Annotated in this window: 18 protein-coding genes, 3 rRNA genes and 1 pseudogene; 6 read left to right on the top strand and 16 right to left on the bottom strand. The window is 43.0% G+C overall.

The annotated features are described in order from the left end of the window. Positions 1 to 43 precede the first annotated feature (43 nt). The 6 genes and pseudogenes from P0108_RS02545 to P0108_RS02520 form a co-directional block, all read right to left on the bottom strand. A complete protein-coding gene (locus P0108_RS02545) occupies positions 44 to 1,102 on the bottom strand; it encodes a LacI family DNA-binding transcriptional regulator (protein WP_076003108.1) in 1,059 nt (352 codons plus the stop codon). A gap of 29 nt (positions 1,103 to 1,131) precedes the next feature. Next, positions 1,132 to 2,511: a glycoside hydrolase family 13 protein gene (locus P0108_RS02540; protein WP_076003109.1), complete on the bottom strand. Its 1,380-nt coding sequence runs from the start codon at positions 2,509 to 2,511 to the stop codon at positions 1,132 to 1,134. Between the two features lie 32 nt (positions 2,512 to 2,543). Further along, on the bottom strand, positions 2,544 to 3,365 hold the full coding sequence (locus P0108_RS02535) for a carbohydrate ABC transporter permease (RefSeq protein WP_004108195.1): 822 nt from the start codon (positions 3,363 to 3,365) through the stop codon (positions 2,544 to 2,546). Then, positions 3,365 to 4,270: a carbohydrate ABC transporter permease gene (locus tag P0108_RS02530; protein WP_064621607.1), complete on the bottom strand. Its 906-nt coding sequence runs from the start codon at positions 4,268 to 4,270 to the stop codon at positions 3,365 to 3,367. Before P0108_RS02530 ends, P0108_RS02535 begins: the two co-directional genes overlap by 1 nt. A gap of 84 nt (positions 4,271 to 4,354) precedes the next feature. After that, on the bottom strand, positions 4,355 to 5,626 hold the full coding sequence (locus tag P0108_RS02525) for an extracellular solute-binding protein (protein ID WP_162863161.1): 1,272 nt from the start codon (positions 5,624 to 5,626) through the stop codon (positions 4,355 to 4,357). A gap of 873 nt (positions 5,627 to 6,499) precedes the next feature. Further along, a pseudogene (locus P0108_RS02520) lies at positions 6,500 to 7,618 on the bottom strand (alpha-amylase family glycosyl hydrolase); the annotation flags it as partial. Between the two features lie 379 nt (positions 7,619 to 7,997). On the opposite strand from P0108_RS02520, the gene P0108_RS02515 reads away from it, so the two are divergent. Next, positions 7,998 to 9,260: an MFS transporter gene (locus tag P0108_RS02515; protein WP_064621614.1), complete on the top strand. Its 1,263-nt coding sequence runs from the start codon at positions 7,998 to 8,000 to the stop codon at positions 9,258 to 9,260. A gap of 44 nt (positions 9,261 to 9,304) precedes the next feature. Here P0108_RS02515 and P0108_RS02510 read toward each other — a convergent pair whose 3' ends face one another. Genes P0108_RS02510 through P0108_RS02495 form a run of 4 tightly spaced genes read right to left on the bottom strand, consistent with a single transcriptional unit; the run spans position 9,305 to position 12,661 of the window. Next, positions 9,305 to 9,829 carry a hypothetical protein gene (locus P0108_RS02510; protein WP_119522948.1) on the bottom strand — a complete coding sequence of 175 codons (525 nt, stop codon included), beginning with the start codon at positions 9,827 to 9,829 and terminating at the stop codon, positions 9,305 to 9,307. A 27-nt stretch (positions 9,830 to 9,856) separates the two neighbouring features. Then, a complete protein-coding gene (locus P0108_RS02505) occupies positions 9,857 to 11,068 on the bottom strand; it encodes an ABC transporter permease (protein ID WP_119522947.1) in 1,212 nt (403 codons plus the stop codon). Next, on the bottom strand, positions 11,052 to 11,762 hold the full coding sequence (locus P0108_RS02500; protein WP_102703485.1) for an ABC transporter ATP-binding protein: 711 nt from the start codon (positions 11,760 to 11,762) through the stop codon (positions 11,052 to 11,054). The genes P0108_RS02505 and P0108_RS02500 overlap by 17 nt, the downstream gene beginning before the upstream one ends. After that, complete coding sequence (locus tag P0108_RS02495; protein ID WP_119522946.1) at positions 11,759 to 12,661, bottom strand: efflux RND transporter periplasmic adaptor subunit; 903 nt, start codon at positions 12,659 to 12,661, stop codon at positions 11,759 to 11,761. Before P0108_RS02495 ends, P0108_RS02500 begins: the two co-directional genes overlap by 4 nt. Before the next feature lie 476 nt (positions 12,662 to 13,137). Here P0108_RS02495 and P0108_RS02490 point away from each other — a divergent pair, with 476 nt between their 5' ends. The 4 genes from P0108_RS02490 (at position 13,138) to P0108_RS02475 (ending at position 15,979) form a co-directional block, all read left to right on the top strand. Further along, entirely contained in the window at positions 13,138 to 13,809 is a 672-nt protein-coding gene (locus tag P0108_RS02490) for a response regulator transcription factor (protein ID WP_119504703.1), read from the top strand. Next, entirely contained in the window at positions 13,806 to 14,966 is a 1,161-nt protein-coding gene (locus P0108_RS02485) for a histidine kinase (RefSeq protein WP_119522944.1), read from the top strand. Before P0108_RS02490 ends, P0108_RS02485 begins: the two co-directional genes overlap by 4 nt. A gap of 160 nt (positions 14,967 to 15,126) precedes the next feature. Further along, positions 15,127 to 15,597, top strand: a complete 471-nt coding sequence (locus tag P0108_RS02480) for a hypothetical protein (protein WP_119522943.1) — start codon at positions 15,127 to 15,129, stop codon at positions 15,595 to 15,597. A gap of 10 nt (positions 15,598 to 15,607) precedes the next feature. Then, positions 15,608 to 15,979, top strand: a complete 372-nt coding sequence (locus tag P0108_RS02475) for a hypothetical protein (RefSeq protein ID WP_116712672.1) — start codon at positions 15,608 to 15,610, stop codon at positions 15,977 to 15,979. Positions 15,980 to 16,163: 184 nt separating this feature from the next. Here P0108_RS02475 and P0108_RS02470 read toward each other — a convergent pair whose 3' ends face one another. From P0108_RS02470 to P0108_RS02445, 6 genes are all read right to left on the bottom strand, one after another. Next, complete coding sequence (locus tag P0108_RS02470) at positions 16,164 to 16,529, bottom strand: hypothetical protein (protein WP_064621606.1); 366 nt, start codon at positions 16,527 to 16,529, stop codon at positions 16,164 to 16,166. 6 nt (positions 16,530 to 16,535) lie between these two features. Then, positions 16,536 to 17,255 carry a nitroreductase family protein gene (locus tag P0108_RS02465; protein ID WP_064621613.1) on the bottom strand — a complete coding sequence of 240 codons (720 nt, stop codon included), beginning with the start codon at positions 17,253 to 17,255 and terminating at the stop codon, positions 16,536 to 16,538. 754 nt (positions 17,256 to 18,009) lie between these two features. After that, positions 18,010 to 18,126: ribosomal RNA gene (rrf, locus tag P0108_RS02460) — 5S ribosomal RNA — on the bottom strand. 179 nt (positions 18,127 to 18,305) lie between these two features. Next, a 23S ribosomal RNA gene (locus P0108_RS02455) occupies positions 18,306 to 21,366 on the bottom strand. Positions 21,367 to 21,744: 378 nt separating this feature from the next. Then, positions 21,745 to 23,271 (bottom strand): 16S ribosomal RNA (locus P0108_RS02450). The 16S, 23S and 5S rRNA genes sit together here, the layout of an rRNA operon. Before the next feature lie 191 nt (positions 23,272 to 23,462). After that, positions 23,463 to 23,609, bottom strand: a complete 147-nt coding sequence (locus tag P0108_RS02445) for a hypothetical protein (RefSeq protein ID WP_162720529.1) — start codon at positions 23,607 to 23,609, stop codon at positions 23,463 to 23,465. A 531-nt stretch (positions 23,610 to 24,140) separates the two neighbouring features. Here P0108_RS02445 and P0108_RS02440 point away from each other — a divergent pair. After that, positions 24,141 to 24,914, top strand: a complete 774-nt coding sequence (locus tag P0108_RS02440) for an SIR2 family NAD-dependent protein deacylase (protein WP_064622136.1) — start codon at positions 24,141 to 24,143, stop codon at positions 24,912 to 24,914. Positions 24,915 to 24,935: the final 21 nt, after the last annotated feature.

Genomic DNA, 24,935 nt, shown 5'->3' with positions numbered 1-24,935 from the left:
TATTTTTCATAGGAGGAAGGAATCAAAGTATTTACTACGCAGCCTATTCTCTTATAGATGCTGCTGGGCCAATTGACTCACGCAGCAGCACAGTAATAGGTAGACATACGTGACGGGATGATGCTCGTTCATACCCAGCATTCAAAGTCTCTACTATATATTCAGCAGCTAAACGTCCTTTAGTTGTAACAGGCTGTTTAACTGTTGTCAACGGTGGATTACTACATGCAGACTCATCTAGATCATCAAAACCTGTAACAGAAATATCACGTGGGATTTGCAAACCAAACTGTCTAGCAGCATCCATTACTCCAAACGCAATAACATCACTAAAACAGATGAATGCAGTTGGCAATACAGAATTATTTTGTTTTATTTGCGCAAAAGCTTCTTTTCCTCCAGTACGAGTACATGGCACTTCAATAACATTTTTCTTATCGACCAGTGGGGCTATTCCATTCTCTTCTAAAGCAGAAATCACACCATCAATACGGCGACGAATTGTTCCATGCCAAGAAAGATACCCATCATCATTGCCTGATTCTGGAGAAATCACCACAAAATTGCGATGGCCCAATGAAATAAGATGCTCAGTTAATTCCTTCATAGCGCGCGTCTCATCAATATTGATACTTGGAGCCTGACTATGCACCTCACTGTCAACAATAACAAATGGCTTTCCTTGCTGCATAAGAGCTTCAACTTCACCACGATCTTCTTCTAAACCAGTTACTATAAAACCGTCAACTGCAGCATAAGGAATTGCTTTTAACATAGAATTACGAAGTGGAGGCACTAAAAGAAGCGTCAGTCCCTCTCGCTCACAGATTTGCCCAATACCTTGAATAAATTCCGAATAGTATGGATTTTCTAGCACTCGCCCTAATTGCTGTGGTAGTAACAATCCCAAACTATTTGTCTTTTGAGTTCGCAGCATATAAGCAACAGGATTACGCACATATCCTAGTTCCTTTGCAACTGAAAATATGTGTTCTACAGTTTCTGATGATAAGCGATCAGGAGTATTATACGCAAAGGAGACAGCAGATTTAGAGACACGCGCTGCATCAGCAATATCCTGCATTGTAATTTTCTTTCCCATGTCTCACACTTCTTACTTCTACATTATTTTTACTGTTGAGCTTGCAATACAATCATAGAATTATCTTTATTGGGGCGCCAACTATTTCCAACAGTTACACCATTTATAATTCGCCAATTATGATTTTGCAATTGTTGAGGTAGCTTCGATGAATTATATTCTACCAAATTATTACGTGAAATAATCATCAAAAGAGATTCTTCCTTATGCTCTCGAGAAATAATGACAGTATCTTCGTCAACAGCGTAACAACTTTGCGTGCCTCTTCGCAACGCAATATGATCACGCCGCAATGCATTTAATTGAACAATTGTACGGAATATTTCAGCATTTGCATCAAGACTATCCCACTGCATACCAGAACGACACCCTGGATCATTATCGCCAACCATACCAAGCTCATCACCGTAATAAATCATTGGAGCACCTTCGCAGGCAAACATGCAATAGTACGCGGTTATGCAATCCTCAGTATTATTTTGATGCGCAGTTAAAACACGCTCAGTATCGTGGCTACCCAACAAATTCATCATTCCATGGTGATATCCATACGGTATGCGCTCCTGCAAACGGTTAATACCGTCAACAAAATCGTATGCATTGAATCGCTTTGTCGCAGTAAAACCTAAAACTAAATCACGCAGAGTATAATTCATTGTGCTATCAGTAGTGTCTCCTTGCAACCATTGAGCAGGGTCTCTCCACTCTTCAGCTATCAAACATAATTCCGAATTTTTTGCTTTAACAACTTGCCTAAAGTCCTGCCAAAATTCTGGATAAATAAAATATGGAACATCAAGACGATAACCATCGATACCTTGATCGATCCAATATCTTGCAACATTAAAATGATGCTCACGCACCTTTGGATTAAACACATTCCACTTCGGTAGATATTCACAACCAGAACAGGTTTTATAATTAGGCACAGGCAATGACTTAACTGGAAAGTTTTTCACTGAAAAATAATTCACATATTCTGAATTCTCTTCATTTTTAACAACATCTTGAAACATCCAATGAGTTTTACCACAATGATTTAAAACTGCATCTAGTACTATACGTATATTCCGCTTATGCGCTTCATCTACTAATGTATGGAAATCTTCAAGAGTTCCTAAAAGTGGATCGATTTTAAAATAATCGTTTGCATCATAACGATGATTTGTTGCAGCAGAAAAAATTGGATTCAAATAGAGCGCATTGCAACCTAAATCATGAATATAATCAAGTTTTTCTGTAATTCCAGCAATATTACCACCTAAGAAATTCTCACGCGTAGGCTCAGCATCCCATGGATCAAGCGGCACATGACCCTCAGTTAGCATACCGTAGCCTTCACAACGATGGAAACGATCAGGAAAAATCTGATAGAATCTTGCATCAGGCAACCACTGTGGTATAGACATAATAAACCCCATCCTTAATATTTCTACAATTTCTAATCTTTCATACCCGTATTTGCGATTCCTCTAACGAGCGCACGTTGGAAGAAAAGGAACACAATGATACTTGGTATTGTTGCAGTCAAAGTTCCTGCCATCAAATAATTCCAAGAGGTTCCATAACGCCCTACGAAGGATGCTAAACCAATCTGGATTGTACGAGTTTCATCCGTATTCGTAACCAATAACGGCCAAAGGAAATCATTCCACGCAAAGAGAAAACTGAAAATACCAAGCGTCGCAAACGCTGGATATGACAATGGAACAATCAGTTTGAAGAATATTCCAAACCTGCCACAACCGTCAATGCGCGCTGCCTCATCAAGCTCTCGAGGAATTGTTGCAAAATATTGGCGAAGTAAAATAATGCCAAACACATCTGCAAGTCTAGGAACAACCAAAGCGTACAGCGTATCAACCCACCCCAAATTAGCGACTATCTCATAGGACGGAATAACAATCACAAAATTAGGAATCATCAATGCAGAAAGCAGCAGAATGAATATTGTTTTCTTCAAAGGAAATTCTAAGCGCGCAAAAGCGTAAGCAGCAAAGGCATCAAATATTAAATGTCCTACAACAATTCCTACTGTCATCAATAGCGTATTCCAGTAATATTGTGCAAACGGCGCAGCTTGCCAAGCGTGAATATAGTTTTCCCAATGCCATGATGTAGGAAAAATTGAAGTATTCGTGTATGTTTCAGCACGCATTTGCAAAGAAGTAGTGAACATCCACAAAAATGGAATGATTACTGTTGCTGAACCTAAAATCAGAATCGCATGACGCGCTAAACGCGACCATAATGATGATTTCATTATTCTTCTCCTTGTGCTCCAGAAACTTTCCATTGAACCATCGTCACGCCTAGCACTAGCGCAAGTGTAATAAACGCTATTGCTGTTCCATAGCCAAAATCACCAAGCTTGAACGCATCCCGATACATCATCATGCCAAGCACTTCCGTGCCTCCGCGAGGCCCGCCACCCGTGAGCATGTATGCAAGGTCGAAGGATTGGAAGCTCGTCACCAATGCCTGAACTACTACAAAAAACGTCATTGGAGACAGCAACGGGAAAGTAATCTTCCATAATTTTTGCCACCCAGTAGCTCCATCTAATGCAGCCGCTTCATACACGCTTTTTGGCAATGCTTGTAACGCAGTTAAATACAAAATAGCGTTAAAACCAATATTTTTCCACACGGTCAAAAGAATTAATGCAATAAGCGCAAGCCAGCGATTTTGTAACCAATCTGGTCCGTGTATATTGAATTTCATCAACACACTGTTCACAAATCCAGAAGGATCGAGCATATATTTCCACACAATGGCTGCAGCTACAGAAGATGTAACCACTGGAAGGAAGTAAATACTACGATAAATACTCCTACCTCGTATAGGTGCATCAAGCAAAAGTGCGAGAAATAACCCAGTCAGCACACTTAATACACATACACCAGCAGCATAAATAATTGTTACCATTAAGCTGTTGAAAAACTCAGGATCTTGGAAAAGACGAGCATAGTTTCCCAAGCCAATAAATTTCTTTTCCGGAGAGAATCCATCCCACGATGTTAGTGAAATATATACAGCAGACAACACAGGGTACAGCACGAAACCACCAATAATAAGCACTGCTGGCAACAAGAATACCGCAGCACAAATTACCTGATCTTTCTGGTAGTGCCTGTGCGCAGACTTGAGAAAATGACGTTTTTTCATTACATACTCCTTGATACAAAGAACTCCGATAGCTGAGCCAACTTTATTTCATTCGACCCAGCTATCGGCACAGTATTTATGCAATCAGCCTTTGGCAATCACGTCGTTTACTGCCTTTTCAGCATTCGCAAGCGCTTCGTCAACACTCTGCTCTCCAGCGAAAGCCTTCTCCACAGCCTTTGCAAATTCGAAGGAAATCTTTGGATACAATGGCGTATTTGGACGTGTATGAGCAATCTCCATTTGTTCCACAAACGGAATTAAACGAGGCTGTTCTTTCTTAACCCAATCCAAATACTTATCAGACTTTGCAACACTCTTCGTTACAGGAAGCATGCCAGTCTTTTGCGACCACTTAATCACCTGTTCTGGCTGCAAGAACCAATTCAAGAACTCGCCAGCAGCCTTGGCACGAGCGTCAGAATTGTGGAAGACGATTGCTTGTTCACCACCGAGATTGGTTGCCTCCTTACCATCCTTTGGATGAGGGGCTTTTGCTACACCGAAATCAAACGGTGGATCTGGCGCCCAGATGCCAACCATCCAGCTACCTTCCTGAGCAGAACCACCCTTGCCCTTTTCAAATTCGCCCCACTTAGCATATGGGCTCACGCCGCTCTTGATAAGATCCATCCAGAAGTTCATAGCCTTCTTGCCTTCTGGCGTATTGAATGCAGCCTTAGAATTATCCTTCGTCAAGAATTCGCCACCAGCTTGCCACAAGTTGACCTGGAAGTTCCAAGTTAAACCTTCGCCGTTATCTCCTGCTTGAGTAAGCAAATCATACCCTGGCTTGCCCGTCTTTTCCTTGATTGTCTTGGCAACTTTCTTCAACTCATCCCATGTTTGCGGTGGCTTGTTAGGATCTAACCCAGCTTCTTTATAAACATCCTTGTTGTACATGTACGCAAGATTATTAGCAGTCACTGGCACAGAAACTTGTTTGCCGCCAATATGACCATAGTCAATCAATGCAGGAGTCACATCATCGAGCGTTTTCGAGCTGATAACCTTAGAAAGATCAGTCAAATTGCCCATTTTTGCAATCTGTGGCACCCATACCAAATCACTTATAGAAATATCTGGCAAGCTCTTCGACGAAGCCGATGCACGAAGCTTCGTCATAAAATCAGAATTCGGGACGCTCGCAGTCTTAATATTAATATTTTTATGCGAAGCATTAAAATCCTTCACCATTGCATCAAAGGTATCAGCATTAGCACCATCCCAATAATGCCAAATGGTAAGCGATGTTGCACCATTAGCGTCGGACGATTTTGCACTACCGCACGCACTTACGCTAATAATCATTGCAGCAGCACCAATCAGTGCACATATTTTTGTAAGTTTCTTCATTGTAACCTTCTTTTTATATTCATATGTTAACTTGCACTCATTTTGCATTTAGAAAATGGATGACGAACTATTCTCTAAAGCATCAGAAAACAAACTAATAATTTTTGTATTCTTTGTTGTATGACTACATAACAAGCAAACAGTTTTTTAATTGCCACAAACACTGGCTCATATAAATCTACATGTCATGTTCACACAGACACCAAATCAAAAATGCACGCTTGTTTCTACCTCCTCCCCTCCAACTCCGAAGACATTATCTTTAGACACCCACTGTTTGTCATCAAGCAATGCCTTAAATTGGAACTTTTTACCTTTAGGTATTCTTTCCATTTCAAATTCCCATATGTCGTTACCCAAATAATGACATGCACGACCATAATTCCAAGAAAGTGGATAAGTATCTCCTCTTACAGTTAGCGAATGACCTAAAGGAACATTCGCATGAACCATAATCTTCGTAAGATTCCGACGAACTGGGTGATACTCAGAAGTAGACGTCTCTGCGGCAAAAATAGCGACATCATGCGAAGATAATAGCACCTTAATCTGTTTACCGGTTACTCCTCCTGGCACAACAGTTGCCTTACGATTCGTATTCATCATATCTGTCAAAACAGTTCCTACAGAGATATGACTTTCTGCTCTAAGAGGTATAGTAACCATCTTTTCACCCCAAGTATTATGAGCAACTGTAATAACCTCATCGCTATTATCCTTGGCCATACGAGAGAAAGCATACACATCTTTGGCAGACCACATCTCAAGTTGACGACCTGTCCTCAATGAAGTGTGCTTACGACGAATCTCTGTTAATCGTTTAATATGCTGGTATAACGGAGATTTAGTGTTAAACGATTTCATATCTTTACGATTATCCTTATTTGCAATAGGGACTTCTGAACCATTGCCATTACCGTCATCAGCCTGTTCAGTGCCATAATAAATAATTGGCAAACCACGGGTAGTCATCATAAACGACAAGGCAGAACGTAAACGTTGATAATCATCATTTGCCCAAGTCAAAAACCTTGCTCTGTCATGATTATCAATAAATGTCTCTAATTGGTTTGGATTCCTATATTTCGTATCCTGCGAAAATAGCTTCCCTAAGTCACGCATATCCGTGTCTGCTGAAAAAGTTCTACGCACAGTGAAGAAATAAGGAAAATCTAATGCACCCCATTCGTAGTTTTGGTAATCAGCAACATAATCAACATCGCCAACAAATATTTCTCCAAATGATGGAACCCCAACTTCTTTCTCAAATTTCTTTAACCAAGGTTTCGGGATAGAACGAGCAGCATCTACTCTCATTCCATCAAAGCCCATATCAATCCAATCTTTATATGTCTTAATAAGATATTTAGAGACTTGCGGATTAGACTGATCAAGATCATCTAAACCACCAAGATCACATTGCTCTATATCAGACTGCGATTCAGTATTATCGAATTTACAATCACCAAAATGATGATAAAATGCTGGATTATTCAAAAACCCTTCTGGATGATATGCCCCATTATATTTACGAGCATAAGCATCAAGATAGTCTGACGTGTGATTTGGCACAACATCGAGAATCATCTTTAATCCACGATTATGAGCTTCATTAATAAGCCTTTGCAAATCAGCTCTACTACCAAAATGTTTATTTGGTGTTGCAAAATCTTTAGTGAAATAACCATGATAGCTTGCTTCTTTACCGTCTTTTGACAACGGTTCTTGTTCAGACACAGGAGAAATCCAAATTGCAGTAACACCCAACCCTGCTATATAGTCCAAATGATTAGTTAGACCTTTCCAGTCGCCACCATGATAAAAACCTAAATCATTAGGGTTATATTCACCATGACCAAAATCATTGTTGGATGAATCACCATCCGCAAATCTATCAACTAAGACTTGATAAATAACATCACCTTCTTCCAATGGTCGCACACTATGAGCAGTGTTCGCAAAAGCAGAAGTAGGTGAATTAAAAAGTAACATTAAACTAATAAAAAATGAAACTATAAAAAATAAAAACCTACGCATAAATGCGCTAAACTTCATCGCTCGAGAGTTCATTTCAGTCTCCTTTGAACCGTAATGTTAAACTCTTGTAAATCAATTTACTACATTGTTAAACAAACGTCAATCCCTTAAAATAATTACATGTTATCTACTTGCTACGCTTGCAAACACTTCGTGACGCAATGGGCAAACTCTCTAACTTCCTCTCCTACTATCGCCAGTAGCCGCAGCCCCTGCCTATAAACAGCAATAAAACACTAATTTCACTCGCAGTCCAGAAAAAGGTGTATATCAATAGGCATATATCATTCAGAATATGAAAGATATTCATAACATGAAAGAAAAAGAGAAGGAAATGAACGCTGCGGCACGGATTCGCACAACTCTTATTATTGCCGTTTTATCGCTTAATGCTTTTCTTTTAACAAGCTGTAGATTTGGCGTGAGTCTATATCTTTTAATGCATGTTGACTTATCTCACGCAGCACTTAACGCAGTGTCCGTAGCACTTATGACCTGCATAGCAGCACCACTTGGCGGCATTATCGCAGATAAATATCCACCAACTAGATTGTTTATAGCTCTAACGTTCTGCTTTGCCTTGCTGTGCACTGGATATGGTTTCGCTTTAGTAGCACAGCATAACCTTATTGCTATTATGGTTACGCTACTCGGCATAATATTCGGGTTCTTTACTGCATTTTCTTCACCTAATCAAAAAGTATTGATGGCTTATAGCGTACCGACTGGCGAAAAAACCAAATTTTTAGCAAGCATGCGCATGTGGATTAATCTCAGCAGGCTTGCTGCACCTGCGATTACTGGCATATTTGTTGATATATGCAATCCTCTCATTTTCTTTACGAGCATTGCTATTGTGATGATACTAGCGGCGCTACCTCTACTGTTAGTTAATCTAAACCAGCAATCACAAAATAGCACAAACAATACGAAGACAGGAAGCAATAAAACTGCTGGTTTTGCAGCTTCTCTACACTATATGAAATCTACACCATGGTTAATAGTCTTAGGAGTAGTATCAGCATTACAATCAGGCTCATGGCTTGCTGCATTCAGACTAATGGGAGCACACCATTGTCTTACACTTTTTCATTCGGCATCCACGTGGGGTTCAATAGTCAGCATATTTAACATTGGCATGATTGTAGGTTCAGTATTATGCAAATACATTGTGCTACATTATGAGATTTTATACTCTATTTTATTACCTGGATTCCTTTCTATTCCTTTACTTATTTTCGCACTTAATAATTGGATTGCTCTTTTTCTTTGCTCTGCTTTCATTGCAGGTATTATTTTTGACGCAACTATCGTCTATGGGCAAACAGCTCTTCTCGACGGCATACCAACACGCATTCTCGGCGCGACTACTACTTTTACTTCCATTATGGAGCAATGCGGAATTATCGTGGGATATGCAAGCGTACTAGCATGGGGAAATCTAAATTCATCATTATTCATAATGATTGCAGCTGGTGTAATACTTGTTTCAACAGGTATAGCCTTATGGATTATTCAAGCTCGTAAACAAACATACCCATCAATGCTTACCAAAGATTATTGGACACCATCAACATGGGTAAAAAGAAGCATATAACAAGCCATTTAGTGCAAAAGCACAATAAAGCTATGCAAATGCAATTACATCACAGGACAATTAGTTTGCACATCCTGTTGGAATCCTGACGGATCTCCTAGTTTTGCTTTACGCATATGCTCTTTGAAAAAGTTTCGCGTTGCATCATCACAACGGTCTGGACCCATAAACGGCATGCTAGGCACTTTTTCGAGCTCATGCAAAGCTTTACTTGCCGCTTGCTCATCACTAGCATACGTGTCTAACCATTGCCGTTCCCAAGCACACTGATAATAATTAGATGCTTGCGTATCACCATATCCACTCTGGAACTGGCTGTCTTTTTCTTCTCCAACCAAGTTTGCAGGAGCTTTATATTTTTCAGGCCAACTAAGCTTTGCCACAGATTCCTGATACTCCTTCTCTATATGAGCAAAATCAACAATCTCTCTAGACGAACTATTTTGCGATCGCGCACCATCCACACCACTCGCATTATTGTTGCCTATTCCTCCACACGCATTAAGCATAAGAAGCGCACTAAGCACACCAACAATAAGAGTTGCTTTACCAATAGTATGATTATTCATTATTCCTTCTTTCTTATTTTTTGAAAATTAACGCAATGCTAATGCTGGCTGTAAACGCGATGCTTTTATTGCCGGCACCACACTTCCAGCAAGTGCTGTGATAAAAGCCGCAATAACAGCTCCAATAGCAGCTTCATATGGGTAAACTGGCGGACTAACTGGGCTTGCTGCATCCCAAAAACTTGATGCTATAGACACAAGACCAAAAGAAACAGCAACAGCAGCAATCGAAACTATTAGTGCTAAAATAATCGCACTGCCTAACACGAGTGAAGCAATCGACCATTTAGTAGCACCCAAAGCTCTGCGTATAAGCAGTTCATGCGTGCGCTGCTCCAACGATGCTAAACCAATATTGATTAAACCTAGCGCGGAAACAAAAAGCAATAATGCTGCTACGATAGCAAAACTTAATTGCAATACTATTATCACATTCTCGTAATCATCACTATTATCATGTCTTCTAATTTCGTTTACTTGTCCACCACAACAGTCGTAAAGAGCATCTGAAACATAAGATTTAATTGATTTTTGAGGACGATTTTCTTTATTCAACCAGTAGATTGAGCCTTGAGCTTCTTTTCCAGAATATTCCCAAAGAGTTGGAGCGTAACGTAATAATCCTAGAATATTCACGTATACTTTTGCTGAGTCTACGCCATCGTTCACAACTCCAACAATCCTTATAGGACTCATTTGTGTTGTTTTACGAGAAGTAATAAATGCTACTTCACCAATCTTGTATCTTTTGCTAGCAGATTGGTTTACTACCATTTCTAATGCGTTGCTTTTAGCGCTATTACTAAACCATCTTCCACTTACAATGGGTAAGTTATAAACTTTGTTGTATCCTGCCGTAGTGTAAACAGCGTCAACATATTGAAGATTGCCAGTCTTATATTCTTTGCTTATTTTTACACTCTTCGAGGCTGGCATAGAAGCGCTAAACAGTAGTCCAGTGTTTGGTTGTAGCATAACATTAGCGTTACGGTTTGCGGATTCAATGCGATTTAAGAATTTGTTAAATACTGAATATTCGTCAAAATTTTGTGCTGAAAAAGTAATCTCGTATGTTGGTCTACGACCGTTTAGCTGTTCGTTAGTTGCAATAAGATAGTCCTTACCAACCGTGCCAATAAGCACTGACGCAATAACGGCAATGATGCCTATAAACATTGAAAAACCTGTGAGGAAGGATCTCATAGGAGACAGGCGCAAATCTTTAAGCAGCATGATCATAAAGAACACCGCCTTCCATAGTAAAAATGTGAGAGCAAGAACGAGCCACTTTCATATCATGAGTGACTAATAGTAATGTTGTTCCAGATTCTTGAACACGATCATGCAACACTTGAAGCACTTTTTCTCCCGTACTACTATCGAGCGCACCAGTTGGCTCATCGCAAATAAGTAATTCGGGATTAGTAACGAGAGCACGCGCTATCGCAACTCTCTGCTGTTCACCGCCTGATAGCCTTCCAGGGTATTCATTTAGTTTATCTTGCAATCCAACAGCACATAATGCTTCTTCTATCGTTTTTCTTCTTGTCTGCTTGCTTTGTTGTAGTCCTGCGTATAAAAGCGGCAACTCAACATTTTCTCTAATGCTTAAATGCTTAATAAGCGAATAGTTTTGAAAAACAAAACCAATATTTCGAGCGCGCATATGCGATACTGTAGCATCACTACACTTTTGGATTGATTTGCCAGAATAATAGTATTTTCCAGTAAAATTTTTATTCAAAAATCCAATAATAGAAATAAGACTTGTTTTGCCGGAGCCAGACCTGCCAACTACCGCGTATGTTTCACCTTGATTAAGTAACATAGAAGCAGAGTTGACAGTGGTAAGCCATTCGCCATTGCCTAGTTTTACACGCGCTGACACGTCTTGTAGTTCAACCAGTGGAACAGGATTGTTCTCCATAATCATTGCACTCCTGGAATGAGATCAGGAGAAACACCTGCTACAACATCACCCTCATGCAAACCAGACGTAATTTCAATATTAGCGCCGTCACTGATTCCAAGACCAACTTCTTTACGCTCCCAATTATCGCCTTTCTTGTATGAGACTAATCCTTTTTGGACTCTTCCAGCAACTGCACTAACAGGCAGAGTTAGAACCGATTGTTTATGCTTGCCATTAAAAACAAGCGTCGCATTTTGGCCTGATTCTACTTCTGTGCTTTTATCTATTAAACACGTTAAAACTTTTGACGATACACTAGGCGTACTTTGCGCACTCGACTCATCTGTTTGAGTTGAATCAGCATTATCATTCTTGCTACTACCCGAAGCTGCAACATCTGTAGAAGTTCCACCGCTTTGTACTATTTGCAAACAATTGGTTGGCCCAACACCATCTTCAACTTGGAAGCGACCTTTAACATCTGCAATATCCGCAGAACGAAGTAAAGCTTTTGCGTTAAGGCTTATTGAAAAACCTTCATATTTAAGAGTAAATAGCGGGAAAGATTTAGGCACGTCCGCAGACGATTCAGCTACTGACACAACTTTAGCGTCTACGGGAGCAATAATTTTGTTACTAGCATTGTAGCCTAGAACACTTCCAGCTTTTACAGTACTGCCTGCTTTTACCGATGGAGAAAAATTCCCTCTACTTACAGCAGTGATAACAAAGGTAGACGATTGTTCTATTGCTGCTTTACCCGACACAACTTGTGTTAAAGGCTGTTTTTTGACTGAAACAAGTGGAACTGAATCATGTGATGCCTGCTGTTGACTATTATCAACTGCTCTACCAGAGCATGCAGTAAGCAAACACACTGGCAGAGCAGCAAGCAAAAGTACTTTCATAAACTTACTCATAACACAAATCTCCTTACTCACCAAACTCGTAGACACATAGTATGCGTCGAAACAAGCCTCTCAAACTGATCCAAAATAAATAAAGTGCTTGGTAATGCTACAATTGACGTTTTTATGATTGTCACTTTATTGAAGATTTAAGCTTTTGCTTAATAGCCTATAATCGCCGTAAAGAGTTTGCATCAGACTAAATGATGATTTTATTTATGATTCTTGGAGCTTGCGTAATACCAGAGAATGATTTGTTTTGCATAGAGTTTATACACTACTGAGCGACTTCCGTGCGCATAGCCCCCAACCACATTGTGATTAAATCACTAAGCTTTAAGCGAACTTATTCGCTGCGGAGTAACCCTCGTAAGCTCCAGTAACTACCTTTATACAATCTGCTTTGTAAAGGTTTTCCTAGACAAGATATTCATCATACAAATTCAAGTACTATTATTACTTAAATAATGCTTTTCTAAAGGAGCAATATGATAGCAAAGCATATTACTGTTGGCATTGTTGATGATGATTGTTTTTGTCTACACGGCCTAAAAACATATATTGAACAGGTTGTTCCGTCCTGCAGTATTTGCTGGTTATCCGCGTACGCCGATCAAGCAATTCAATTTTGTCAAAATCAATGCCCAGACGTGCTGCTAATTGACATGTATATGTCTGGGGTTTCGGGAATTAAAATATTATACGAATTGCGAAGAAGATACTCACTCCCAATAATAATTGCTATAACTTCATTCCCTATAAACGATTATGCTTTAAAAGCATCAACAGCAGGCGCACAAGGCATTGTTGGAAAGAACCACCCAGAAACTATTTGCGCCATGCTTAGCAGTATTGCCCATGGCACATTCAAGCCACAAATAATAGGCAATCTTCATTTTGACGACACGACGACAGCATTTCAACGTTTGCAAAATAAGCCAAAAAATGGACGCCTTGCTTTAACGGATCATGAGACTGAAATTGTAAAGTTGTGCAGTAGAGGAATGACTAATGCGCAAATCGCTAAACGTTTATTTGTTGAAACTTGTACTGTGGAAACTATCCTTCGTCGCGTGTTCAAAAAACTGAATGTGACGAATCGTTCACAACTTATTACTACATGGCTGCATGATGAATATTTAGGAAATGATACACAATGATTATTTTCTTAATGCGTCGTTTACGAGAAAAGCTTATTGACAATAAAACATTTTTACTATTGGGATGTTTGTCGAGCGCAATGGATGCGTATATTTACTCGAATAGCGACAATAGCACAATACAACTTGTTATAGTTTACATGATTCTTGCTGTTATAAATCTGTTCCTTTGCTTGCTTCCGCATTTTATGAGCATGTGCTATATTTTTGTGCATCTCAGCATTCTTGCTATTCCTAGTCTGAATCTTCCACCAGTAACTTTCGGGCTCATCATATCATTTGTTTTTATTTCGTATTTATATCCGATTCAATTTACACTACCTTTATTCTTAGTAATAGATGCATTACACTACGTTGCATACCGATACTTATCAACTTTGTCTTTCAAGTATCTTATTGCTTACCTTTTAATAAATATATTTTGCGTTTGCACTGGTATTATTTTGCGCATTTCTCACCAAAAAATGGTTCTTTATGAAAAAGATAAGCAAACAATTAATAATCTTCATCTGGCTGTGCGAATGCACGATAGATTAACTAATAAGATTGCAGATATTGCACTACAAAGTAAAATAGCATTACTTGACAAGTCTATTTCTAAAAAACAGCGAAGTGCTATTGAGGCAATAAATGATTTGGCAGATCAGGCTTTTGAAGAAGGACATAATATTATCGACATTCTACGTGGAAATACTGCTAAGCAAGATGCTCGAAGCGAGTTCATTCAGCACATTGAAGATACACTACAAATGAACGACTCAATCAATACATCTTGTGGATTAAAAGGAAGATCCATATGCAATATATCTAGTAACGATATTCCTGAAGACATTAGCGATGAAATCATCTGTGAAGTTATTGAATTAATCGAAGAACTATATTTGAACATGCGAAAATATGCTTCTTTAGTTTATTACATCAGAATTTCGATACGTAAAAAACAAATTGTTATAAAACAGTTCAATGTTCGATTTTTGGGCGGGAAAAGTAAAGATGCAATTCGCTCAGTATCTCAAAAAGGACTTCTGCTTCATCGCGATACCATAAAGCATTTAGGCGGTTCACTCTATTTTCGAGCCTTTGGTAAGTATTGGGAATGTAATGCAGTTATACCTTTAAAAAATAAACATAACTATATAGATAGTATGCCTTACTGATTCAGTTTAAAAGATTAATGAATCTTAAACAGTTTTAGATAGTAATTATTTGTAAAGGTTTTCATATACAAGATATTGTTTACCTTTTAGCACGCCATTAATTTATAAATTGTCAAGATTTTTGGCATAAACAGTTACTTCTCGTACAGAAAGGCATATTATGAAGAAGTTAGCTATAGCATGCGTATTATCTGCTTCATTAATTTTTAGCAGTATTGTTGTTCCTTCTTCTACTGCACTCGCTCTTGAGCCAACAGATAGCACCGTTGAAAAAAACATAACATGCGAACACATCACAACAAAAGATGGTTACCGCGTGTATGTAGTTAATGGATATCTCATTAAAATTCCAGCATCTAACGCAGAACCAACGCAAGCAGAGCTTCGTAACATATTACAAGAACGTGGAAAAATTAGTCTTGTAGTTAAAACAATTAAAACTATTTATCATAAACTACCTAAGCAAGTTAAACAATTCATTAAAAGTCATTTAGGATTAAATGAGCTTATAAAATTTTTGGAGCATTGGACTGGAAAGATTGAAGACGGAATTTATAATGCCTGCAAATCAGCAGGGATGCCAGATTGGATGGCTTGGGTTGTAACAAAAGCAATTATGATGCTGCTATAGTAGGAAAAATATGAGTAATTCAGAATATACAAAAGCACAAATTCCATCCGTATTTTGGACAATAGCCAATGGCGTATTTCTTGCTAGCGGAATTGCGCTGATTGTAATGCGTAATGATTATCTATGGGGAGTGCCTCAAATTATCGCTGGATTATTTGGACTTGCAACCATGTTTCTCATTAAAAAACCGTGGTGCGCGCAACTATATTTTATCGTATCCTCACTAGCTGTAATAGCAAATGGGCTTATGGAAATATTCGGCATAATCCACGGATCTGGATACGGTTATGTTCCGCTGATTATTGGTATAATCGTGCTTTTATTTATAGGCCTTGACAAGGATGAAAGTTCAAAAGCTCTTGGAATTGCCAAGAATAAATAAAAGCATTAGACTGCGATTTTATAACATAAAAAACATATCACAATTTTCAAAGGTCAAGTTGTAGCCACACATCCTACGGCTTGACCTTTACTTATTTATCTGTTAATGATTTGTTTTGCATAGAGTTTATATGTTACTGAACAATTTATTTGCTTATAACCTCAACCACATTGCGATTAAATCACTAAGCTTTAAGCGAACTTATTCGCTGCGGAGTAACCCCCGTAAGCTCTGCAACATCACGAACCGTCAAGCCCTGATTCCTTAGTATGCGAACCGTTTCACGCATAAGCATAGATGCCTCTTGCTGAGTTTTTATAGCTGCAGATTTTGCATCTAGCATGCGCTGAAGCATAAGCTCATCTTGCTCACTAAGTTTCGGAGTTACTTTCACGCCATTGACTTTAACATTTAACGTTGCAGCAGCATCTTTTACCATTGCTGCAACCTGGTCAAGCCTACGTACTTGAGTAAACAATCCTGGTATTTCCGGCACTTCTATCTGATATTTTCCAAAGTACTTTGGATTTTGCGAGATAGATTGGTTTATTCGAAGTTACTTTTCTTGCGCAAGCTCGATTGGCGGATGCTCCGCGCGGAAAGCATTTACGTGCGCTTCAGACGCATACCCTAACGCAAAACCAGTAATCAGCGCATACTCCGGCGGAATGTCGAATACTTCGTCAAGCGGCGAACGCCATGTAGCAAGAACGCCAAGCGGGCATGAATCTACGCCTTGCTCTTTGGCAGCCAACAGTAACGTTTGCAGCATAATTCCAGCATCCAGCGCAGCAAACGGCAGAAAATCACGGCGCACAAGCACAAATCCCATAACTGGCGCACCGAACGCCTGGAAGTTGCGCAAAGTGTGAGCATTTCGAGCAGGAAAATCTTTGCGATCAATATTTAAATGTTTATACAACGCCAATCCTAAACGAGCGCTGCGTTCTTTAAGCGATTGTGGATACGGAGCCATTACAGGAAAATCTCCATCCGGCTGGCTCATTTTCTGGGCTATAAGGCGTTCTTCTTCGCTAAGGGTAGCGTCTTTAGTGCGAAACATTGCTTTGCATTTTTGCACATATGCGTCGATTAGCTGTTGCTTTAGTTCTCGTTGAGCAATAGCGAGCATGTAGCCACGCGTATTGGACCAGCTCGGTGATTGTGCAGCTGTTTGCAAAATAGTTTCAAGTATTTTAGAATCGACTGGCTTATTTAGAAAATCACGTACAGAAAATCGCGACTTTGCGAGTACTTCAAAAGTTTGTGTAGTCATGCTTTTAGTATATCGCACCAAATACGCACGCAGTACTTTCCTGGCGTTTGCGCGACAACCTGCTTGAGCGCAGCATTGCACGCGCGAAAGCAATTCGGAGCGTGAGCTTGCTCAGACGGAAAGTCCAGTGGACTTTCTGTGCAAGCTCAGCAGTGAGCGCTTATAGCGCGAGCGTTGTCCAGAGTTTGGAGGATTACAAAAAACGGGTTATAGGCCAAAAAGTGTGTAAGAAATCATGTCTTAGACCTTGCAATACAAGGGTTTTGCGGTAATCGAATCTGTTTTCTGCACATTCGCCACCTGGACAAAAAGTGTGTAAAAAATAAGCTCATAACCCTTATAGCAGTAGGGCTCGCGGTATATCGAATGTGGGTTATTTCTTATGTTAAGCGGCGTTCGAAGCATGTATTAGCTGAGTATTTAACAATAAATCGTCAAAGGCTGTTACTAACGCAGATTACGTACTGCGCGAGTAACATATGACCGTTACTTTCTTAAGATACTTGACTGAGTTTTTAACAGTGCTGAGACTAGTTTATGCCACAGAATACTCATCAGCTTAGCTTTACACACTTTTTGGCCTATAACCCTCCATTTGCGAGAGGTTGTTCTCGTAAATGGAGTTGTTCTCTCAATTAATCGCTCCCTTCATGAGAGGACGTTCTCACGAATGGAGAATTACAGATAATAGAAAATAAATAACAGTATACGAAAATAAAAAAGCGGGGAGTGAAAACTCCCCGCTAGAAAAATAATGCGGCAGCGTGCTAGTCTCCCACACCCTATCGAGTGCAGTACCCTCGCCGTGTCAGGCCTTAGCTTCCGGGTTCGGAATGGGACCGGGCGTCTCACCTGAGCCATGACCACCGCAAAACTAGATTATACACTCAAAACCATTGAGTGGCAACACGTGGCGGTTTGGGAACCGGACATGAACGCGAATAAAAACTCTCTTACCAACTGATCGTTAAGCAAAACATTCAGTACTCATTAACGCTAGAAGAATAATACTCATGAGGAACTCACCCTCCCCACTCACAAAAGTGAGGAAGAATGTCACCATCGCCCGTTAGTACTAGTCAGCTCCACCCCTTACAGGGCTTCCACATCTAGCCTATCAACCACGTGTTCTACATGGGGGCTCACACACTAAAGTGCAAGGAATGCTTATCTTGGAGCAGGCTTCCCGCTTAGATGCTTTCAGCGGTTATCCCTTCCGAACGTAGCTAACCGGCAGCGCCACTGGCGTGACGACCGGCATACCAGAGGTTCGTCCACCCAGGTCCTCTCGTACTATGGGCAGGTCTCCTCAACATTCCAACGAGCGCAGAGGATAGAGACCAAACTGTCTCACGACGTTCTGAACCCAGCTCGCGTGCCGCTTTAATCGGCGAACAGCCGAACCCTTGGGACCTGCTCCAGCCCCAGGATGCGACGAGCCGACATCGAGGTGCCAAACCATCCCGTCGATATGGACTCTTGGGAATGATCAGCCTGTTATCCCCGGGGTACCTTTTATCCGTTGAGCGATGCCACGTCCGTACGCCGGCACCGGATCACTATCTCCGACTTTCGTCCCTGCTCGACCCGTCAGTCTCACAGTCAAGCCCGCTTGTGCGATTACACTCAACACCCGATTGCCAACCGGGCTGAGCGGACCATTGAGCGCCTCCGTTACTCTTTAGGAGGCAACCGCCCCAGTTAAACTACCCGCCAGGCACTGTCCCTGACACGGATAACGTGTCGAGGTTAGACGCCAGATATGGAAAGAGCGGTATTTCACCTGTCGACTCCACGCAAGCTAGCGCCCACGCTTCACAGCCTCCCGCCTATGCTACACGATCCACACCTAACGACAATACCAAGGTATAGTAAAGGTCCCGGGGTCTTTTCGTCCTTCTGCGCTTAACGAGCATCTTTACTCGTACTGCAATTTCGCCGGGCTCCTGGCCGAGACAGTGGGGAAGTCGTTACGCCATTCGTGCAGGTCGGAACTTACCCGACAAGGAATTTCGCTACCTTAGGATGGTTATAGTTACCACCGCCGTTTACCGGGGCTTAAATTCACCGCTTCACCGAAGCTAACGGATCCTCTTAACCTTCCGGCACCGGGCAGGCGTCAGAGCGTATACAGCGGCTTACGCCTTCGCACGCTCCTGTGTTTTTGGTAAACAGTCGCTACCCCCTAGCTTGTGCCACCCCCAACAGCTCAACAGTGTAAAACCATATCACCATCAGGGGTCTCCCTTATGCCGAAGGCACGGGAGTAATTTGCCGAGTTCCTTGGCCAGGATTCGCCCGATCGCTTCGGTATACTCTACCAGACCACCAGTGTCGGTTTAGGGTACGAGCGGAATCACACCTCACGTTGAAGCTTTTCTTGGCAAGCAGGATCACCGGAATCAGCCTTACAGCCTACCCATCACGCCTCAGCTTTAACATCCCCCGGATTTACCTAGGAGACAGCCCACACGCTTAGCCACGGAAAACCACCTCCGCAGCCGGCTACCTACCCGCGTCACTCCCACGCTAACCTACTACCGATACAGTCCCAACACAAACCAGCCAACAACCCCGAAAGGCAATCAACCAGCAAATGAAGGTTAGTACTCTCAGATTCAGTTCGAACGGTGTAACACCGGTACGGGAATATCAACCCGTTCATCCATTCGACTACGCCTGTCGGCCTCGCCTTAGGACTCGACTCACCCGGGGACGACGAACGTGGCCCCGGAACCCTTAGTCATTCAGCGGACGGGATTCACACCCGTCTCTCGCTACTCATGTCTGCATTCTCACTCCTGTAAAGTCCACGACAAGTTCACACTGCCGCTTCACCCCATACAGGACGCTCTCCTACCCCGCATGAAACAAATCATGCAGCCGCGTCTTCGGTGGCGTGCTTAAGCCCCGCTACATTGTCGGCGCGGAACCACTAGACCAGTGAGCTGTTACGCACTCTTTCAAGGATGGCTGCTTCTGAGCCAACCTCCTGGCTGTCTATGCGACTCCACATCCTTTCCCACTTAGCACGCGCTTCGGGACCTTAGACGACGATCAGGGCTGTTTCCCTTTTGACGACGGAGCTTATCCCCCGCCGACTCACTGCCGTGATAAACCTAACAGGTATTCGGAGTTTGGCTGCTATTGGTACCCGGTATGGGCCCGCAAGCATCCAGTAGCTCTACCCCCTGTAAGCAATAACACGACGCTGCACCTAAATGCATTTCGGAGAGAACCAGCTATCACGGAATTTGATTGGCCTTTCACCCCTAACCCCAAGTCATCCCCCCAGTTTTCAACCTAGGTGGGTTCGGTCCTCCACACGGTCTTACCCGCGCTTCAACCTGCTCAGGGCTAGATCATCCCGCTTCGGGTCCAGGACATGCGACTCAAACGCCTTTTAAAACTCGCTTTCGCTACGGCTCCCCCACCCGGGTTAGCCTCGCCACATACCACTGACTCGCAGACTCATTTTTCGATAGGCACGCCGTCACCCCACAAAGAAGGCTCCGACGGATTGTAAGCGCACGGTTTCAGGAACTATTTCACTCCCCTCCCGGGGTGCTTTTCACCTTTCCCTCACGGTACTAGTACACTATCGGTCAGACAGGAATACTTAGGCTTACCCAACGGTCTGGGCAGATTCACGCGGGATTCCACGAGTCCCGCGCTACTTGGGAATAAACATAAAGAGACATCGCACGACAAGCTACGGGGCCATCACCCTCTACGGCTGGGAATTCAATCCCATTCACCTAGCACGACATTTTATCACTCTCCTCAACCCCGTCAGAGGCTGAACAGTCCATCCCACGACCCCGAATGCGCAACACCTGACGGCTATCACACGCACCCGGTTTAGCCTGATCCGCTTTCGCTCGCCACTACTCACGGAGTATCCTTTCCTGCAGGTACTGAGATGTTTCACTTCCCTGCGTACCCCCCACAAAACTGTGGTGACCACTCATAACAGTGGCCGGGTCTCCCCATTCGGAAATCCTCGGATCAAAGCCCACTCGGCAGCTCCCCGAGGCATATCGCAGCCCGTCACGTCCTTCATCGGTCCTGTCTACCAAGGCATCCACCATACGCCCTTACCAGTGACAAACACTAAAGTAAGAACCCATCAGCAAAATTCTCTAGACAAAAAATCATCACACTAAACGATCACAAAACGATCAAGCGACTCCAACAAAAGGAGCCGGTTGAAATTGATAAAAGCAAAAAAATCGAAACCAAAAAGTTTCGCATTTTACTCGCGTCCACTATCCAGTTCTCAAACCACCACAACACCACAAAACCCAAGCCAAACACTCAAAAAGCATCAACCTGAAATCCTGTGAGTCAAGGACCGCAACCCCAAACAAAGGGGGGTGGCAATCCGGGAACCCAAAAGCATGCCCAACAAACTCATCAAAAAAACGTCAACTATTGTTTTCCACACCAGTAACCACACTCAAACCGAGCGTGCACAAAAACTCCGTAGAAAGGAGGTGATCCAGCCGCACCTTCCGGTACGGCTACCTTGTTACGACTTAGTCCCAATCACGAGCCTCACCTTAGACGGCTCCATCCCAAAAGGGTTAGGCCACCGGCTTCGGGTGCTGCCCACTTTCATGACTTGACGGGCGGTGTGTACAAGGCCCGGGAACGCATTCACCGCGACGTTGCTGATTCGCGATTACTAGCGACTCCGCCTTCACGTAGTCGAGTTGCAGACTACGATCCGAACTGAGACCGGTTTTAAGGGATCCGCTCCATGTCACCATGTCGCATCCCGTTGTACCGGCCATTGTAGCATGCGTGAAGCCCTGGACGTAAGGGGCATGATGATCTGACGTCATCCCCACCTTCCTCCGAGTTAACCCCGGCGGTCCCCCGTGAGTTCCCGGCATAACCCGCTGGCAACACAGGGCGAGGGTTGCGCTCGTTGCGGGACTTAACCCAACATCTCACGACACGAGCTGACGACGACCATGCACCACCTGTGAACCTGCCCCGAAGGGAAACCACATCTCTGCAGTCGACAGGCACATGTCAAGCCCAGGTAAGGTTCTTCGCGTTGCATCGAATTAATCCGCATGCTCCGCCGCTTGTGCGGGCCCCCGTCAATTTCTTTGAGTTTTAGCCTTGCGGCCGTACTCCCCAGGCGGGACGCTTAACGCGTTAGCTCCGACACGGAACCCGTGGAATGGGCCCCACATCCAGCGTCCACCGTTTACGGCGTGGACTACCAGGGTATCTAATCCTGTTCGCTCCCCACGCTTTCGCTTCTCAGCGTCAGTAACAGCCCAGAGACCTGCCTTCGCCATTGGTGTTCTTCCCGATATCTACACATTCCACCGTTACACCGGGAATTCCAGTCTCCCCTACTGCACTCTAGCCCGCCCGTACCCGGCGCAGACCCACCGTTAAGCGATGGGCTTTCACACCAGACGCGACGAACCGCCTACAAGCTCTTTACGCCCAATAATTCCGGATAACGCTTGCGCCCTACGTATTACCGCGGCTGCTGGCACGTAGTTAGCCGGCGCTTATTCGAAAGGTACACTCACCCGAAAGCTTGCTCCCAATCAAAAGCGGTTTACAACCCGAAGGCCTTCATCCCGCACGCGGCGTCGCTGCGTCAGGGTTTCCCCCATTGCGCAATATTCCCCACTGCTGCCTCCCGTAGGAGTCTGGGCCGTATCTCAGTCCCAATGTGGCCGTCCGCCCTCTCAGGCCGGCTACCCGTCGAAGCCTAGGTGGGCCATTACCCCGCCTACAAGCTGATAGGACGCGACCCCATCCCATGCCACTAAACACTTTCCCAACAAGACATGCGTCAAGTTGGAGCATCCAGCATTACCACCCGTTTCCAAGAGCTATTCTGGAGCATGGGGCAGGTTGGTCACGCATTACTCACCCGTTCGCCACTCTCACCAACCAGCAAGCTGGTCAGATCCCGTTCGACTTGCATGTGTTAAGCACGCCGCCAGCGTTCATCCTGAGCCAGAATCGAACCCTCCACGAAAAACTTCAATGAAGAGCCAACAAAAGGCTCCAATATTAAAAAGAAAAAGACGAGACATTCTTTAAGGAAAGAACATCCCAACAAAAACCTCACCACCATTTAACCATCTCTCAGGCACCCTGCAATCTGCAAGGCAGGCAATGAACTGGCAATAATTAACTAATAAGTAGTACAGACACGCTCTTGAGTTCTCAAACCACCACCACACCAGCCGGCCCATCAACCTCAACCGAGGAGAACCAGCCGCGCTGAGCAGCAAGAGATAAACTTACACCAACCCACGCTAAAACGCAAACCCACCAAAAACAAACACCCCAAAACCATTGAAAACAAGCCAAAACACCGGCGTGTCGAAAACCACGAAAAAACACCAAAAAACCAACACAAGACCAGGAACAATAATCAAAACCAACAAAAAATAATCAAGAATAGCCCCAAAAACATCAAAACCGGGAGTGTCGCATCGACTTGCTTTTCGCTTAAAGCGTAGCGCGAAAAGCAACCCGATGCGGTAGCGCTTGCTTATGCAGAAAGCACAGTGTGCTTTCCGCGCAAGCGCGCAAACAATTACGCTTTCTTTAAACTAATTAAGAAAGCGTAATCTGACGACCAAAGAAGATTAACTTAAAGTGAGCTTAATGCGGTAGCGCTTGCTTTACAACGCTCGCACAAACTCAGCAGCAGTACATACAAAATATATGAGCTCTATTTATGAAATAAGAAATACCTATATAAATAGATACTTATTAAATAAACTTTTATAAAGAATACAAAGCACATAAAAACACAAAAAGCGTAAAGCGCATAAAGAAAAATAAGAAAATAAGAATAGGGTATTAACAGACATTAATAAAAGAAGGAGCAGAAGAATGAGCAACAAGCAATCGAGCAATAGAGCACACCACATTGTTGTGCTCACAGGCGCAGGAATCTCCACAAGCGCAGGCATTCCCGACTTTCGCGGTCCAGATGGAGTTTGGACTAAGCACCCAGAGCAAATGAACGTTTATGACATAGACGCATTTTTAAGCAGTAAAGAGGAACGCGTCTACTCTTGGCGCTGGCAAAAAGAGTCTCCCGTTTGGAACGCACAGCCGGGGACTGCGCACAAAGCACTTGTAAAACTCGAGAAGGCAGGAATGCTCGACCTTATAGCCACCCAAAACTTTGATGCGCTTCACGAAAAAGCTGGCAATAACCCAAATATTATAGTGAACTTGCATGGAAGCATCGGAACTTCGCACTGCATGAGCTGCCACGCGAGCTATAAAACTGCCGATATTATGGCAGATTTAGATGAGCACCCGGATCCGCATTGCAGACGCACTCTGCCGTACCGCAGCAATATGCCTTGTAACGGTCTCATAAAAACAGACGTTGTTTATTTTGGAGAAGCGCTTCCAGAAGGTGCTATGGAACGCAGTGCGCAAGCAATAGTTAAAGCGGACGAGCTGTGGGTTATTGGTTCCACGCTGGAAGTATTTCCAGCTGCCAGCCTCGTGCCGTTAGCTGCGCGCGCTGGAGTGCCGATTACGATAATGAACCTGGGCTCTACGCAATACGACTATTTGGCAGAGCGTATTATTCGCGAAGATATTGCGAAAGCTCTGCCAAAGTTAGTAGACGAAACTATTGCAAAGTGATTATTGCAAATTAATGCTATT

The sequence above is a fragment of the Gardnerella sp. c10Ua_244 genome (assembly GCF_055818055.1).
Note: the sequence above shows the minus strand (reverse complement) of the source record. Positions and strands in the feature narration are given on the sequence as shown.

Excerpts from the sequence above, each read along its gene's own strand:
- P0108_RS02545 (WP_076003108.1), bottom strand. The coding sequence starts at position 1,102 with ATGGGAAAGAAAATTACAATGCAGGATATTGCTGATGCAGCGCGTGTC.
- P0108_RS02540 (WP_076003109.1), bottom strand. The coding sequence starts at position 2,511 with ATGTCTATACCACAGTGGTTGCCTGATGCAAGATTCTATCAGATTTTT.
- P0108_RS02535 (WP_004108195.1), bottom strand. The coding sequence starts at position 3,365 with ATGAAATCATCATTATGGTCGCGTTTAGCGCGTCATGCGATTCTGATT.
- P0108_RS02530 (WP_064621607.1), bottom strand. The coding sequence starts at position 4,270 with ATGAAAAAACGTCATTTTCTCAAGTCTGCGCACAGGCACTACCAGAAA.
- P0108_RS02525 (WP_162863161.1), bottom strand. The coding sequence starts at position 5,626 with ATGAAGAAACTTACAAAAATATGTGCACTGATTGGTGCTGCTGCAATG.
- P0108_RS02515 (WP_064621614.1), top strand. The coding sequence starts at position 7,998 with ATGAACGCTGCGGCACGGATTCGCACAACTCTTATTATTGCCGTTTTA.
- P0108_RS02510 (WP_119522948.1), bottom strand. The coding sequence starts at position 9,829 with ATGAATAATCATACTATTGGTAAAGCAACTCTTATTGTTGGTGTGCTT.
- P0108_RS02505 (WP_119522947.1), bottom strand. The coding sequence starts at position 11,068 with ATGATCATGCTGCTTAAAGATTTGCGCCTGTCTCCTATGAGATCCTTC.
- P0108_RS02500 (WP_102703485.1), bottom strand. The coding sequence starts at position 11,762 with ATGATTATGGAGAACAATCCTGTTCCACTGGTTGAACTACAAGACGTG.
- P0108_RS02495 (WP_119522946.1), bottom strand. The coding sequence starts at position 12,661 with ATGAGTAAGTTTATGAAAGTACTTTTGCTTGCTGCTCTGCCAGTGTGT.
- P0108_RS02490 (WP_119504703.1), top strand. The coding sequence starts at position 13,138 with ATGATAGCAAAGCATATTACTGTTGGCATTGTTGATGATGATTGTTTT.
- P0108_RS02485 (WP_119522944.1), top strand. The coding sequence starts at position 13,806 with ATGATTATTTTCTTAATGCGTCGTTTACGAGAAAAGCTTATTGACAAT.
- P0108_RS02480 (WP_119522943.1), top strand. The coding sequence starts at position 15,127 with ATGAAGAAGTTAGCTATAGCATGCGTATTATCTGCTTCATTAATTTTT.
- P0108_RS02475 (WP_116712672.1), top strand. The coding sequence starts at position 15,608 with ATGAGTAATTCAGAATATACAAAAGCACAAATTCCATCCGTATTTTGG.
- P0108_RS02465 (WP_064621613.1), bottom strand. The coding sequence starts at position 17,255 with ATGACTACACAAACTTTTGAAGTACTCGCAAAGTCGCGATTTTCTGTA.
- P0108_RS02440 (WP_064622136.1), top strand. The coding sequence starts at position 24,141 with ATGAGCAACAAGCAATCGAGCAATAGAGCACACCACATTGTTGTGCTC.